Source organism: Mycobacterium ulcerans subsp. shinshuense (assembly GCF_002355775.1).
Lineage (GTDB): Bacteria > Actinomycetota > Actinomycetes > Mycobacteriales > Mycobacteriaceae > Mycobacterium > Mycobacterium marinum.
On the sequence record NZ_AP017624.1, the window covers coordinates 1,373,998 to 1,389,237 of the forward strand.

The 15,240-nt window shown below is 67.0% G+C and carries 7 protein-coding genes and 3 pseudogenes; 7 read left to right on the top strand and 3 right to left on the bottom strand.

Translation table 11 applies throughout. From position 1 onward, the window contains the following. The first annotated feature begins 229 nt into the window (after positions 1-229). The 4 genes and pseudogenes from phoU (at position 230) to SHTP_RS06370 (ending at position 5,931) form a co-directional block, all read left to right on the top strand. Positions 230-895, top strand: a complete 666-nt coding sequence (phoU, locus tag SHTP_RS06355; protein ID WP_096370096.1) for a phosphate signaling complex protein PhoU — start codon at positions 230-232, stop codon at positions 893-895. Positions 896-936: 41 nt separating this feature from the next. Next, positions 937-1,935: pseudogene (locus tag SHTP_RS06360) on the top strand (magnesium transporter CorA family protein). Between the two features lie 204 nt (positions 1,936-2,139). Further along, positions 2,140-3,006 (top strand): annotated as a pseudogene (locus tag SHTP_RS06365) (pseudouridine synthase). 21 nt (positions 3,007-3,027) lie between these two features. Next, a complete protein-coding gene (locus SHTP_RS06370; protein ID WP_096370097.1) occupies positions 3,028-5,931 on the top strand; it encodes an arylsulfatase in 2,904 nt (967 codons plus the stop codon). A 21-nt stretch (positions 5,932-5,952) separates the two neighbouring features. On the opposite strand, the gene SHTP_RS06375 is transcribed toward SHTP_RS06370, so the two are convergent. Beyond that, a complete protein-coding gene (locus SHTP_RS06375; RefSeq protein ID WP_012393111.1) occupies positions 5,953-6,273 on the bottom strand; it encodes a DUF732 domain-containing protein in 321 nt (106 codons plus the stop codon). A gap of 260 nt (positions 6,274-6,533) precedes the next feature. On the opposite strand from SHTP_RS06375, the gene pstS reads away from it, so the two are divergent. The 3 genes from pstS (at position 6,534) to SHTP_RS06390 (ending at position 9,832) form a co-directional block, all read left to right on the top strand. Beyond that, the gene (gene pstS / locus SHTP_RS06380) at positions 6,534-7,646 is read left to right on the top strand and encodes a phosphate ABC transporter substrate-binding protein PstS (RefSeq protein WP_096372349.1); all 1,113 of its coding nucleotides are present in this window, start codon (positions 6,534-6,536) and stop codon (positions 7,644-7,646) included. An 85-nt stretch (positions 7,647-7,731) separates the two neighbouring features. Then, positions 7,732-8,862 carry a PPE family protein gene (locus tag SHTP_RS06385; RefSeq protein ID WP_096372350.1) on the top strand — a complete coding sequence of 377 codons (1,131 nt, stop codon included), beginning with the start codon at positions 7,732-7,734 and terminating at the stop codon, positions 8,860-8,862. Between the two features lie 52 nt (positions 8,863-8,914). Continuing rightward, the gene (locus SHTP_RS06390) at positions 8,915-9,832 is read left to right on the top strand and encodes a CE1 family esterase (protein WP_096370098.1); all 918 of its coding nucleotides are present in this window, start codon (positions 8,915-8,917) and stop codon (positions 9,830-9,832) included. Positions 9,833-9,846: 14 nt separating this feature from the next. Here the strand turns inward: SHTP_RS06390 and nei2 are convergent, their stop codons facing one another. Together nei2 and SHTP_RS06400 are read right to left on the bottom strand one after the other, a co-directional pair. Then, positions 9,847-10,611: an endonuclease VIII Nei2 gene (gene nei2 / locus SHTP_RS06395; RefSeq protein ID WP_011740593.1), complete on the bottom strand. Its 765-nt coding sequence runs from the start codon at positions 10,609-10,611 to the stop codon at positions 9,847-9,849. 3 nt (positions 10,612-10,614) lie between these two features. Further along, positions 10,615-15,234: pseudogene (locus tag SHTP_RS06400) on the bottom strand (ATP-dependent helicase). Positions 15,235-15,240: the final 6 nt, after the last annotated feature.

The following is a 15,240-nucleotide window of genomic DNA, read 5'->3' on the forward strand; positions in this document are numbered from 1 at the left end:
GCCGCTGCTCTCACTGGGAACACTAGTCGGGCGCGACGACATGCGCAGGAGCCATTCAGGCCCGGATCCGCGGGTCTTTCGTCACTAGCGCAAGTCGCGCGACGGTGACCGCGCGGGTTGAAAAATTTGGCTCGCAATCTCATGTCTGCGGGCGCCGCCTGGTCCATGATGGCCCTGTCGACTCCGCGGTGGCACTACCCGGAAATTCACGCCTAGAGAGGTTCTACCCATGCGGACCGCCTACCACGAGCAGCTCGCCGATCTGGCCGCGCGACTAGGAGAGATGTGTGGCATGGCCGGGTTGGCGATGAAGCGTGCGACCCAAGCCCTGTTGGAGGCCGATGCGGTGGCCGCCGACCAGGTGATCGCCGACCACGAGCAGATCGTGGCGATGCGCGCGAAAATCGAAAAAGACGCGTTGGCGTTGCTGGCGTTGCAGCAGCCGGTGGTCAGCGAGTTGCGGTCGGTCTTCAGCGCCGCGCAGATCATCGCCGATACCGAGCGGATGGGTGCGCTGGCGGTACACATCGCCAAGATCGCCCAGGTGGAGTATCCCAAGCAGGTGCTTCCCGAGGGAGTCCGCGGCTGCTTCGCCGAGATGGCCAAGGTGGCAATCGCGTTGGGGGACAGCGCAAAACAGGTGCTGCTGACCCGTGACCCGAAGAAGGCCGCGTTGCTGCACGACCAAGATGATGCGATGGACGATCTGCATCGGCGCCTGCTCGGTGTGCTGATTGACCAGAAATGGAAATACGGGGTCGCCACGGGTGTGGAAACCGCACTGTTGGCCCGTTTCTACGAACGCTTCGCCGACCATGCGGTGGAGGTCGGGCGCCGCGTCATCTTCATGGTCACCGGGGTACTGCCTTCCGAGGACGAGATATCCACGTATTAGGTCGGCGCGCCGCATCTGCTCTGGGCTGACAAGATGACCTCGTGCAGGTAGCGCCGAGTGTCCGGGGCCGCGTGTGGCGGTCTGGGCAGCTCCAGGATGAGTTCGATTTCGACAAGATCGCTGAGTACCTCAGCGAGGAGAACACCCTGGTCTGGGCCGATTTGTGCAATCCGGACCATGACACGTTGAGCGACCTGGCCGAAAAACTCCGCCTGAACCACTGGGCCGTCGAAGACGCGGTGGCGGCGGCGGAGCGGGTCAAGTCGACCGCCTATGTGACCCACACCTTCTTCACCGTCTAAGACGCCGGTGTGGTCGGCGGCCTGGGCGAAGACACTGCGCCGATGTTGTCGATGCGCCGGATTTCGGCGTTCGTGCTCGGTCAGGGGTTGATCACCGTGCGGCTGACGCCGGATTTCGACATCACCCAAGTCACCCGGCGCTGGGATGAGATCGGCGGGCAACAGTACGGCGTGGGTGCATTGGTGCACGGTTTGCTTGACGTGGTGGTCGACAGTCACTTCGCGGCGGTGGAAGCCCTCGATGACTGCATCGAGGCGATTGAAGACGAATTGTTCGAAAACAACTCGCCACGGGGGAGCTTTCAGCGCCGAACCTTTCAGATCCGCAGAGACCTGGTCAACCTGCGGCGCATCGCGCTACCGATGCGCGAAGTGGTCAACTCCCTGCAGCATCACCGCCTGCACGTTGAGGCCGCCCGGGAACTCGACCCGCTCTACGCCGATCTGTATGACCACGTGCTTCGGGTTTCGGAGTGGACAGAGTCGTTACGCGACATGATCTCAACCATTTTCGAAACCAACCTCTCGCTGCAGGACGCCCGGCTCAACGCCGTCATGAAGAAGCTGACCGGATGGGCGGCCATCATCGCGGTGCCAACCGCGATCACGGGCTTCTACGGCCAGAACGTTCCCTACCCGGGCTTCGGAACGCTAGCGGGTTTCCTCGCCAGTACCAACGTGATCGTGGTCCTGATGGCGTTGCTCTACGTGATGTTCCGCCGTCGCGACTGGCTCTGATCCCGAATCACATGCGGGACATGGTGTTTTGCGTTCAAGGGCGCGCCCAGCACCAGTCCGTCCGGCATTTGGGTGAATGAACCCAAGGAGTCCGCAGCGCCAACCCCGGACGCGACGGCGCAAACTTTGCCGTTAGGGCCCCTATGCTCGGCTGGGTCGGTAGTCTCCCACCGGCGACGTCGCCACCCGGCTAGGAGGACCGCTGTGAAGCCCGCACGGCTGCGCGTCCGCGACGCTTTGGGGCCGGCGCGGGTACGACTGCACGGTGGGCCGGTGCTGGCCGAGCTGAGCGAACGGTTCGGCGCGGCCGCCCGCGCAAAGGTGCTGGCCGGCGAGGTGGTCGACGCGGCAGGCGCCATCGTCGATACCGCGACGGTGGCGGAGCCCGGATCGCATGTGTACCTCTACCGTGATCTTCCCGAAGAAGTGCCGGTGCCCTTCGAGATGCCGGTGCTCCACCAGGAGGAGGACATCGTGGTCGCCGACAAGCCGCACTTTCTGGCAACCATGCCGCGGGGTCGCCACGTCGCGCAAACCGCGCTGGTGCGGTTGCGCTGCGAGCTCGGGTTGCCCGAGCTGAGCCCGGCGCACCGGCTCGATCGGCTGACGGCCGGGGTGTTGCTGTTCACCACCCGGCGCGAGTTGCGCGGGCGATATCAGACGCTGTTTGCCCGGGGTGCGGTACGCAAGACCTACCTGGCCCGGGCCGCGGTCGATGCTGACCTGGCATTCCCGCGGGTTATCCGCAGCCGCATCGTCAAGCGGCGGGGCCACTTGCAGGCGGTCTGCGAGCCCGGTGAGCCCAATGCGGAAACGCTGGTGGAGCTGATCTCACCCGAGGGCCTGTACCGGTTGACCCCGCGGACCGGGCGCACCCACCAGCTGCGGGTGCACATGGCCTCGCTTGGCCTGCCGATCTTCGGGGATCCCCTGTACCCCAACGTGATACCCGAGTAGCCACATGACCTTAGCGACTTCAGCTCGCCGCTGAGCCTGGTGGCTCAGCGCATCGAGTTCGAGGATCCGCTGTCCGGCTCGCGCCGCGAGTCCGTCAGTCCCCGAGAAATATGAGCCAACCACCGGGAGTGCCTCATGAGTGAAGAAAACACACTGGTCATCGTCGCCGGGTACCAGGATCTGGATGCGACTCAACACGATTTCGAGAATCTGACCGGTCGGGCCAACGCCAAGACTCTGCCGCTGCAAGGCGCGGTGCTGGTCGGCAAGGACAATGAGGGCAATCCCGTCCTGATCGATACCGGCAACCGTCTCGGCCGCCGTGGGGCCGCCTGGGGGGCCGGCGCGGGGCTGGCGGTCGGCCTCTTCTCGCCGGCGCTGCTGGCGTCGACGGCGGTGGGTGCGGCGGCCGGCGCGCTGGCGGGCACCTTCATCCAGCACCGGGTCAAGAGCGGCCTGGCCGACAAGATCGGGCAGGCGTTGTCGGCGGGCAGCGCGGTGGTCATCGCCGTGACGCCGGCGCAGGGCCGGTTGCCGGTGGAGCAGACGTTGTCGGGCTCGCCGATGAAATCGGTTGCCGAATTGAGCCGGTCGACGATGCGGAGCCTGGGTGCGGCGCTGCAGGAAGCGATGGGCAAGTTCAATCCGGACCGCACCAAACTGCCGATCCCGCAGCGCAGCTTCGGTGGCACCATCGGCCGCACCATGGCGGAGTCGGTCGGCCACTGGACGATCGTCGCGGGCGCCAACGCCCCCGACGATGCACCCAACGTGCTCATCGTGCTCATCGACGACGCCGGATTCGGGGGACCGGATACCTTCGGAGGCGGCATCAGAACTCCGACGCTGTCGCGGGTGGCGAACAATGGTCTGGCCTACAACCGCTTTCATCTCACCGCGATCTGCTCGCCGACTCGTGCCGCGCTACTGACCGGCCGCAACCATCATCGGGTCGGCTTTGGATCGGTGTGCGAGTTGCCCGGCCCCTACCCCGGCTATTCGACGGTCAAGCCGCGCAGCTGCGCAGCGCTACCGCGTATCCTGCGCGACAACGGTTATGTGACCGGCGCTTTCGGTAAATGGCATCTGACCCCGGACAACGTTCAGGGAGCGGCGGGTCCATTCGACAACTGGCCGCTGGGTTGGGGGTTTGACCATTTCTGGGGATTCCCGTCGGGTGCGGCCGGCCAGTATGACCCGATCATCACCCAGGACAACTCCGTGCTGGGCATACCGCAGGGGGACGACGGGAAGCCCTATTTCTTCCCCGACGACCTCACCGACAAGGCCATCGAGTGGCTGCACACCGTACGGGCGCAGAACGCGACCAAGCCGTGGCTGTTGTACTACTCGACCGGCGCCACACATGCACCGCACCACGTGTTCAAAGAGTGGGCCGACAAATACCAGGGCCAGTTCGACGAGGGCTGGGATGTGTATCGGCAAAAGACATTCGAGCGCCAGAAGGAGCTCGGGATCATTCCGCCCGACGCCGAACTGACCGAGCGTCCCGACCTGTTCCCGGCCTGGGACAGCTTGTCGGAGGCGCAACAGAAGCTCTTCGCCCGACAGATGGAAGTGTTCGCCGGGTTCTCCGAGAACGCGGACTGGAACGTGGGCAGGCTGCTCGACGCGATCGACGGTCTCGGTGAATCGGACAACACGCTGGTCTTCTACATCTGGGGCGACAACGGCGCCAGCATGGAGGGCACCAACACCGGATCGTTCAACGAGGTGACGTTCCTCAACGGCCTGGATCTCGATGCCGAGCGGCAGCTGGAGCTCATCGAACAATACGGTGGCATCGAGGCGCTCGGCGACGAGTTCACCGCACCGCATTTCGCCAGCGCGTGGGCGCACGCCAACAACACGCCGTTCCAGTGGGGCAAGCAGATGGCCAGCCACCTCGGCGGCACCCGGGACCCGATGGTGGTCTGCTGGCCCAGCCGGATCCCGCGCGAAGGCGGTATTCGAAGCCAGTTCACCCACTGCATCGATATCGCGCCAACTGTGTTGCAGGCCATCGGCTTACCGGAGCCCACCAGTGTCGATGGCTTCGAGCAGGAACCGATGGACGGCACCAGCTTCGTGCACACCTTCGATGACGCGCAGGCCGAAGAACGTCATACCGTGCAGTACTTCGAAAACTTCGGCAGCCGCTCCATCTACCAGGACGGCTGGTGGGCGTGTGCCCGGTTGGACAAGGCGCCGTGGGACCTGTCTCCGCAGACCATGGCGCGCTTTTCGCCCGGCAACTACGACCCGGAGAAGGATGTCTGGGAGCTCTACTACCTGCCCGACGATTTCTCTCAGGCCAGAAATGTGGCGGCCGAGCATCCGGACAAACTGGCCGAGCTACGTGAGCTGTGGTGGCAGGAAGCCGAACGCAATCGGGTGCTGCCGCTGCTCGGCGGGCTCGCGGTGATGTACGGCGAGCTACCGCCGCTGCCCACCATCACCCGGTTCGCCTTCCAGGGCGGCGTGCAGAACATCCAGCGTGGCATGGTGCCGCGCGTCTTCGGGCGCTCCTACGCGATCGAAGCACGGCTGCACATCCCCGATGGCGGTGCCGAAGGGGTGATCGTGGCCAACGCCGACTTCATGGGTGGGTTCGCGTTATGGGTAGACGAACAGCGGCGGTTGCACCACACCTATTCGTTCCTCGGCATCGAGACCCACCGGCAGGTGTCCACCGAACCCGTCCCCACCGGCGATGTCACGGTCCGGATGTTGTTCGAATCCGAAGCGCCCGTGGTCGGCTCCGGTGGCCGGGTGACGTTGTGGGCCAACGACCGTCTGATCGGCGAGGGCGAGTTGCCGCAAACCGTGACGCTGGCCTTCACGTCCTATGCCGGGCTGGATGTCGGTCGCGACAACGGCCTGGTCGTCGACCGGGACTACGAGGACAAGGCGCTGTACATGTTCAGAGGCACGGTAAAAGAGGTCGTCTTCGACCTCAAACCCGTCCATCCTGACGCGGAGAAGGCGTTGCATGAGCATGCCTCGATCCAAGCCGTGGGTCAGGGTGCTGCCGGCTAGCCCGAGACGCTCGCCCGACGCTTAGGCCTGGGAGTGATGCCTGGGGCAGTACGCGGCAATGCTCACGCCGACGAAGTAGCCGGCACGGTAGCCGTCCAGGCTGCTGCTGGCCGCCACGTCACCAGCGACATCGGACTTCTGCCTGCCGGAATCGAGCGCATTGCACACCTGGTGACCGGCCATGATCGCGGCTTGTGGCGATGCGAAGTTGATGCCGTGGGACCTCACGGCGTTCAAGAAGGCGTCATCCACCGCATCGGCGTGCGCGGTCGCGGTGGCCAACTCCGTGAGCCCGACCAGCGCGACCACCAAGACCAGGGCACGCGTTCTGCTGCTCCTCATTGCTGGAACCTCCCCGCCGAGAAGAGCCCTTCGGCCCTCGGCCGCCATACCCGCAACAGGTTGTAGTTGGCCATCCGGGCGCGGTGATGTCGGCCGTCTTTCGGGAGCGTGTACCGGTCGCAAACTGTGGCTGAATTTGCGAATGCGGCCCCGTTGCGGCTTCGCCGGAGCCGATCTTTGCATCGGAGATCTTGTTACGATGTGTCTGGCTGGCCGCGACCATGCCGACGGCGATCATTTCATCGTTGCAAGGAATTGAAGTGAGATTCAATCGATTTGGCGCCGCGGTGAGCGTATTGGCCCTCGGCGCATCGATACTTTCGGGATGTTCGGGTGACAACAACGTCGCCGGCAAAAGCGCGGCGCCGGGAACCACTTCGGCGCAAGTGACCTGCGGCGGCAAGCGGACTCTGGCGGCCAGTGGTTCCACCGCCCAGGAAAACGCCATGATCCGGTTTGTCCGTTCCTTCGAGCAAGCCTGCCCCGGTCAGTCGTTGAACTACACGGCCGACGGCTCAAGCGCCGGGATTAGCGAATTCATCCGCGGCCAGACCGATTTCGGGGGCTCGGATTCGCCGCTGAACAGCGACGAGCACACCCAGGCCGAGCAACGCTGCGGCTCGCCCGTCTGGAATCTGCCACTGGTGTTCGGCCCGATTGCCATCGCCTACCGGGTCAACGGTCTGACATCGCTGAACCTGGACGGCCCCACCGCGGCCAGGATCTTCAACGGCAGCATCACCAACTGGCACGATCCCGCGATCGAAGCACTCAATCCGGGCGCCGACCTGCCCACCGAACCCATTCGCGTCGTCTTCCGCAGCGACGGGTCCGGCACCACGGACAACTTCCAGCGATACTTCGATAGCGCTTCCAACGGTGGGTGGGGCAAGCGTGCCGGCAAGCATTTCAACGGCGGCGTGGGGGAGGGCGCCAAGGGCAACGCCGGCGCCGCCGCCGTCGTCAGCAGCACCGAAGGGGCGGTCAGCTATGTGGAATGGTCGTTCGCTCGTGAGCAGCATCTCGACATGGCCAAGATCATCACCTCGGCCGGGCCCGCTCCGGTAGCGATCAGCGAAGAGTCGGTGGGAAAGACGATTTCGGCTGCCTGGTTTGTCGGGGAGGACAACGATCTGGCTTTCGATACCCTCTCGTTCTACCGGCCAAACCAACCGGGCGCTTACCCGATCGTGCTGGCGACCTATGAGATCGTGTGCTCGAAGTACCCCGATGCGCAGGTCGCAATGGCTGTCAAAGCGTTTCTGCAGAGCTCGGTCGGTGCCGGCCAGAATGCCCTTGCGGGCACCGGATACGTGCCGATTCCCGACGAATTCAAGTCGCGATTGTCGCGCGCCGTCAGTGCCATCGCCTGACGGTGACGCGCAATGTTCCAAGGCATTTCCCGCCGTCGTCTACGCGATGTTCCGGAAAATTTTCTCGCGTAGTCAAGGTGATGTCATGGACTTCATCGCGATGCCCCCGGAGATGACCTCGGCGTTGATCCACTCGGGGCCCGGTCCCGAATCACTGATTGAGGCCGCCGATGCGTGGCAGCGGCTGGGCGCCGATTTGGAGGAATCCGTTCGCGCTCACGATCCGGTGTTGTCCGTGTTGACCGATGTCTGGCGCGGCCCGTCCTCGGCGGCGATGGTTGGGGCCATCAGCCCGTATCTCACCTGGCTGCGAGCCACCGCCCAACAGGGCCAGCAACTGGCGGCATCGGCGCAGGTCGCCGCGGCCGCATTTGGCTCCACGCTGGCGACCGTGGTGCACCCCTCGGAGGTCAGGGCCAACCGGATTGCGCTGGCGCAGTTGTTGGCCACCAACCGACTGGGCCGAAACCTTGCGGCCATCGTCGAGACCGAAGCCCAGTACGAGGGCATGTGGGTGAACAACTCTGCGGCCATGTGTCGCTACGAGGCGGCCTCGGTACAAGCTGTCGCATTACCGCAGTTCTCTTCGCCGCTGTCGACGCCCGATCTGACCGGCCCGGCCACTCGAGCCAACGTGGCCGCGGCGGCCGCGGCTCCCGTTTCGGCCGCCTCCCCGCTTGATGTATTGCAGTCGCTGACCTCTATCGATCCCAACAGCGGCTGGTTTGGATTGGCGAACACCTATGCCAATCAATTTGTGTCGTCCGGTTTTCCGGTCAACCTGCTCAGCTACCTGGCACAGAACACCTCGGCGCAGGCGTTGACGTCGGTGGCCCCCGACATCGCCGAGGGACTGTCGGAAGGTGAGTCGGCGCTGGGGGAGTCGGCGGCCACCTTGTCCAGCGCGGTGGAAGGTGTCGGCGCCGCGGCGGCGCCGACGGCCGCGTTGGGGGTCGGCATGCCGATAGGCAACCTCACCGCACCACCCGCTGCGGCCGGGCTGTTGCCAGCCGCCCAGACGCCGGTGCAACTCGCGTCGGTGGCATCACCGCTCGGGACCGCGGAGTCCGGGTTTCCGATGCTGCCACCGCTGATGCCACCGCCGATCTCGGCGGGCAGCGGTTGGCGCAAGCGCAAGCAGCAGAAGTACGAAGACCTCGAATACGGCCTGGAACTCAAGGGGACGTTCATGCCCCGACCGCCATCGGCGGGCTGAACGGCGGGGAGGCCGTCAAGCACGTTGGGGCAGCGGACGGTAACTTTGCGTCATGCTCGCGGTGCGCTGGCTATCACTGCTGGTTCTGGCGCTATGCCTGGTGGGGTGCGGTGAACAACAAACCTCGGTGCCCCGCGCGCGAAACGAGGCCGGAATGTTTGCGTTCGGCGGTCTCAAGCGGACCTACATCCTGCACGTGCCGCCCGGTCCGCCGACTGGGCTGGTACTCAATCTGCATGGTGGCGGCTCCAGCGGCGCCGGACAGCAACGCCTCACCGACTTCGACTCCGCGGCCGACGCGAACAACTTGCTGGTGGTGTATCCCAACGGCTACGACAAGAGCTGGGCCGACGGGCGGGGGGCCGCACCGGCCGACCGGCGCCACCTCGATGACATCGGCTTCCTGGTGGCCCTAGTGGGCAAGGTACAGAAGGACTTTGGGGTGCCGGCCGGGCACGTCTTCGCCACCGGGATGTCCAACGGGGGATTCATGTCCAACCGCCTGGCGTGTGACCGCGCGGACGTATTCGCGGCGATCGCTCCGATCGCCGGCACGCTGGGCGTGGGTGTGCCGTGCAATCCGTCCCGCCCGGTGTCGGTGTTGGCGGCGCACGGTACCGGAGATCGGGTGGTGCCCTTCAAGGGAGGCAAGGTGCGCGGGCGCGGCGGGCTGAGCCGCGCCATCTCGGCCGCGAGCATGATCGAGCGCTGGCGGGCAGTCGATGAGTGCCAAGGCAAACCAGCGGTAGCAGAGTTGCCCGAAGCCGGGGATTCAACGGTGGTGCTGCGCTTCGATTCCACCGCGTGCGCCCCCGGCACGGAAGTGATCTTCTACCAGATCGGCAACGGCGGGCACACCTGGCCGGGCAGCAGGCAGTACCTGCCCAAGCCGGTCATCGGGGCCACCACCCGCGCATTCGACGGGTCGGAGGCGATTGTCCAATTCTTCGTGACCCACGCCCGCGAGTAGCTGGGATCGCCGGCTCAGCGTTGGCAGGCCGGGCACCAGTACCGCACCCGCTCGCTGGAGCCGTCAGGCCCTTGGCGCTCGATGCCGGTCGCGCAGCGCCGGCATGGCTGACCGGCCCTGCCGTAGACCCACAACTGCCGACCGGCGCGGGTGTCGCCGGTGGTGGTACGGTTCCAGCGCAGCCGGTTGGCCCACAGCATTTCTCGAGCGCGGGTAACCAGGCGCAGCGGCTTGGCAACGTCGCTGACCGGCGCGGTTGGCAGGTGTCCGCTGACGAAGCACAGCTCGTTGCAGTAAACGTTGCCGATCCCGGCCAGCACCCGTTGATCGAGCAGTGCCTCGGCGATGCAACGATGCGGGTCGGCGGCCAGGTTGGCGGCCGCGATGTGTGGATCCCAGTCCTCACCCAGCAGATCGGGCCCCAGATGCGCGACGACGGCGCCCTCGTTGTCGCGCTCCAGCAGCTCCAGCACGCCCAGGTCAACGCCCACTGCCCGGATATCGTTGGCTTCCAGGATGATTCGTGCGTGGTGGTCTACCCGCGGCGGCCGGTCGCCGACTCGCCAGCTGCCGTCCATCTTCAGATGGGAGTGAATGCTGACCAGAGCGGTCCGGATGAACAGATGCTTGCCGCGGCTTTGCACCTCCTCCACCACTTGCCCGGTCAGGTCCACGGTCGCGAACCGCGGCACCCGAATATCACAGCGGGTCAGCGTTTTTCCGGCCAGGTATTGACGCAGCCTGGCTGCGGTGTGCCAGACGGTGTCACCCTCGGGCATGGCTCACCGAAGCCGCAGACCGCGAGGCGTGCGTAGGAAGCCGGCATCGGCCAGGGCGGTGACCGCCAGGCTCGCATGGCCGGCCCCGGCCTGTAGCACCGGCACTCCGTTGATTCGCTCGACCAATAGTGACCCGACCCGCCGGGTGGCGACCAGGTCGGCCAGCGCGATGGCCGCCGCAGCGTTGGCCTCGGGGTCGTCGGTGAAGGTCAGCAGTGTTCGCCCGCCTCGTTCGAGGAACCAGGCCAGGGCGCCATCCACCAGCACGACCAGTGCCCCGGCCTTGCGGCCTGGGCGGGCCCCGACGTTGGAACCGTCGTCGTCCGAAGTGGGCCACGGCAGCGCGGCGCCATAGGGGTTGGCCGGGTCGGCGGCGGCCAGCAGCACGGCCTGATACTGCGGACGCCGGCTGTCGGTGAAAGCGCTCGGATCGTCGAGGTAGCTGCGTAATCTGTCGACGGTGGCCGCGACGGCGAATTGCGCACCACCGAGCGACTCGACGAAGTAGCCGCGTTGGCATCGCCCGGCATCCTCAAACGCGCTCAACACCTTGTAGAGGGTCGCGAATCCGCCCGGAACACCTTCGGAGGCCACCGTACCCTTGGTCAGCGCACCGTGTCGGTTCAGCAGCAGCTCGGCTTGGTAGTGGGCCCGCACCGTCGAGTCCGGCTCCGGCGGCGGCAGCAGCGACCAGCGGCCGGCCACGGTCGGGTCGACGGAACGGGGCTGGGCATGGGCGACGCTGTATCGGCTGAGCCGGGGTGGGCGGTGTCCGCGATGCGCGGGGGCGGAGCGTTTTCGGCTCCCCGGGCCGCCGCCACCGAGCAATGCCCGCACCGGCACGAACGTGTCGCCGCAGACCCGGCCGGCCCAGATCAGTTCCCACAGGGCGGCCTTGATCGCCGCCTCATCCGGTATGTCGCCGATGAGCTGGCGGAAGAAGTAGGCACCTCCGCCGGCCAGCGTGTCCAGGATCGCCCGGTGGGCTTCGCCGAACTCGATCTCGGCGGGTGCGGCCAGGGTCAACGGAGCCGAATCGGCAAGGTGCAGCGTCACCCAACCGTCACTGCCCGAAATGGATCCGGCGCCCGCCCAGGTGACTTCGCCGGTGGCAAGCAGCTCGTCGAGCATCGCCGGGTAATAGTCGCGCACCCGCGGGGCCAGCACCAGCGGTTCCAGCGCGGACGCGGGGATCCGCACGCCGGCGAGCTGATCGATCACCGATGCCAGCCGGTCAATGCCGCCGTGGCCCGAGTCGGCGCCGCCCACCTGGTGCCACTCCGGTAGGAAACGCCCGTAGGCAGCGGTGCTGATCGGCTCAACCTGGGCCCGCAGCGCGGCCAACGAACGGCGCCGCAAGATGCGCAATACCTCGGCATCGCACCACTGCTCGGACCCCGCGCCGCCAAAGACCCCGGTGGCGACGAAATCGCCGCGCACCAAGCGCCCGTCGCTGGCCAGCCGGCCCAGTACATCGGCGGTCACCCGCAGCCCCAAGCCGAACCTGCCCGCGGCCTCGGCGGTGGTGAACGGCGGGTGGGTGCGTGCATAGCGGCCCAGCAGCTCGGCCAACGGGTCGGCCACCGCCTCGGTAAAGGCGGTCGGTAAGCCCACCGGAACCGCCGCGCCGACGCCGTCGCGCAGCCGGCCGATGTCCTCGACAGCCACCCACCAGCTGCGGCCCGCGTAGGACACCTACAGCGCGCGCCGCGCGGCACGCAGGCCCTCTAGCCAGCCGCCGATGTCGGTGCCGCCGGTGGTGTCGGACCGCGCCGCGACCTCTTCCTCGGTTAGTGGACCCAGCAGACGCAGCAGATCCGCCACCCCTTCCGCGTCGCGGGCGGCCCGATCGGCGCACAGGTGCTGCAATTGGCGGCCGGTCGCGGCGATCACCTCGGGGTCCAGCAGCTCGCGCAGCTCGACGCGGCCGAGCAACTCGGCCAGCAGCGTGCTGTCCAGTGACAGTGCCGCGGCGCGGCGCTCGGCCAGCGGCACATCGCCCTCGTACATGAACGCGCCGACGTAGCCGAACAGCAGCGACGCCGCGAACGGCGAGGGCTTGGTGGTTTCGGTCTCGGCCACCCGAACCCGACGCTGGGCGATGTCGGTCATCAGGGTGGTCAGCGTCGGAACGTCATAGACATCCTGCAGACACTCGCGCACCGTTTCCAGCACCATCGGGAAGTCGGGGTACTTGCGCGCCACATCCAGCAGCTGCGCGGCGCGCTGGCGCTGGTGCCACAACGGTGACCGGCGGCCGGGATGGCGGCGGGGGAGCAGCAGCGCCCGGGCCGCCGACTCCCGGAATCGGGAGGCGAACAACGCCGAAGCGCCCACTTCGGCGGTCACGATCGCGTCGACCTCGTCGGCGTCGAAAAGGAACAGCTCGGCACCCGGGGGCGTTTCGGTGCCGGTGTCGGAAATGGTGTCGGGCAATCGAACCACGATGCCGTCATCGGAGGCCGTTGGCTTCTCGTCGAGGCCGTAGCGATCACGCAGTCGCCGGCCGACTGCCAGCGCTAGTGGGCCGTGCACCCGCAGGCCGTAGGGCGAGTGCAGGATTACCCGCCAGTCGCCGAGCTCGTCGCGGAAGCGCTCGACCAGCAGCGTGGTGTCGGTGGGTACCACCCGGGTCGCGGTCTTCTGGTCGTCGAGCAGTCCCCACAGGTTGTCCGTCGCGAAATCGTCGAAACCCAACCCCGCACAACGCTTGTCAAATTCCGCGCGGTCTAGCCGGGCCAACTCGCCGGTGAGCGCGCCCAGTGCGGCGCCCAGTTCGGCGGGGCGGCCGACATCGTCACCGCGCCAGAAGGGCAGCCGAGCGGGTTCGCCCGGAGCGGGTATCACCAGCACCCGGTCGTGGGTGATCTCGGTGATTCTCCAGCTGGTGGCACCCAGCGAGATCACGTCACCCGGCCGGGACTCGTAGACCATCTCCTCGTCGAGTTCGCCTACCCGAGAGGGCTTTTCCGGTTCGCTGGCCAGGTAGACGGTGAACAGGCCGCGGTCGGGGATGGCGCCGCCGGAGGTGACGGCCAGGCGCTGCGCCCCGGGGCGTGCGGTCAGCGTTCCGGTTCCGCGGTCGTAGACCAGTCGTGGGCGCAACTCGACGAATTCGGTGGACGGATACTTGCCCGACAGCAGATCCAGCGTGGCCTCGAAGACGCTGCGCGGCAGGGTGGCGAAGGAAGCGCTGCGGCGCACGGTGTCGAACCATTGATCGGCGTCGAGCGGCTCCAGGGCGGCGGCGGCGACCGTGTGCTGGGCCAGGATGTCCAGCGGGTTGGCCGGCACCCGCATGGTCTCGATCTGGCCGGTGCGCATGCGCTGCACGCTGATCGCGCAGCCGAGTAGGTCGGTGCGGTGCTTGGGGAACAGCACCCCGCGGGAAACCTCGCCGACCTGGTGGCCGGCCCGCCCGATGCGTTGCAGGCCGCTGGCCACCGACGGCGGTGCTTCCACCTGAATCACCAGATCGACAGCCCCCATGTCGATCCCGAGTTCCAGGCTCGAGGTTGCCACCACCGCCTTGAGCGCTCCGCGTTTGAGGTCCTCCTCGACCTGGGCGCGCTGTTCCTTGCTGACCGAACCGTGGTGGGCCCGGGCCAGCAGGGGCGCAGCGCCGAAGGTCTGCCCACTGGCCATGATCTGGGCCGGGGCGCCGCCGGCGACCTGCGTGTTGGCCTCCGACGGGAGCGTCATGCCGGACCGCTCCGCGTGAATCTCGTTGAGCCGTGCGGTGAGCCGTTCGGCTAGTCGCCGCGAATTGGCAAACACGATGGTCGAGTTGTGCGACTCGATGAGGTCGACCAACCGAGACTCCACATCGGGCCAGATGGTGTTGTTCGCCAAGTTGGCCATGTCAGCCACCGGAACCTGCACCGTGAGGTCGAAGGTCTTGGCCGAATGCGGGGCGACGATGGTGGGCGGCGCCGATCCGGACAGGAACCGGGCGAGTTCCTCGGGCGGTCGTACGGTCGCCGATAGCCCGATGCGCTGCGCGGGGGGCCCGACGCGGCGATCGGGGGCCAGTTGGTCGAGTCGCTCCAGGGATAGCGCCAGGTGCGCTCCGCGCTTGGTGGCCGCGATCGCGTGGATCTCGTCGACGATGACGGTCTGCACCCCGGCCAACGTCTCGCGTGCGGCCGAGGTCAACATCAGAAACAGCGACTCCGGGGTGGTGATCAGCACGTCGGGCGGTCGCGTGATGAGTTGGCGGCGCACCGCCGGCGGTGTGTCCCCGGAGCGGACCCCGACGCTGATCTGCGGCGGGGGCAGACCCCGGCGTTCGGCAAGCCGGGTGAGCCCGGCCAGCGGCGTGCGCAGGTTGCGCTCCACATCGACCGCCAGGGCCTTCAGCGGCGACACGTAGAGCACCCGGGTGCCGGCCGTGCGGTCGGGGCAACGGGCCAGGCTGTCCAGGGCCCACAGGAACGCGGCGAGCGTCTTACCCGAGCCGGTCGGGGCGATCACCAACGTGTTGTCGCCGGCCGCGATGGCGGCCCAGGCGCTGGCCTGTGCTGGGGTGGGCGCGGCGAAGGTGTTGGTGAACCATTCGCGAGTGATCGCGCTGAACCGCCCCAGGGGTTCGGGGCCCAGGGGTTCGGGGCGCGCGGTGCTCACCTAGCC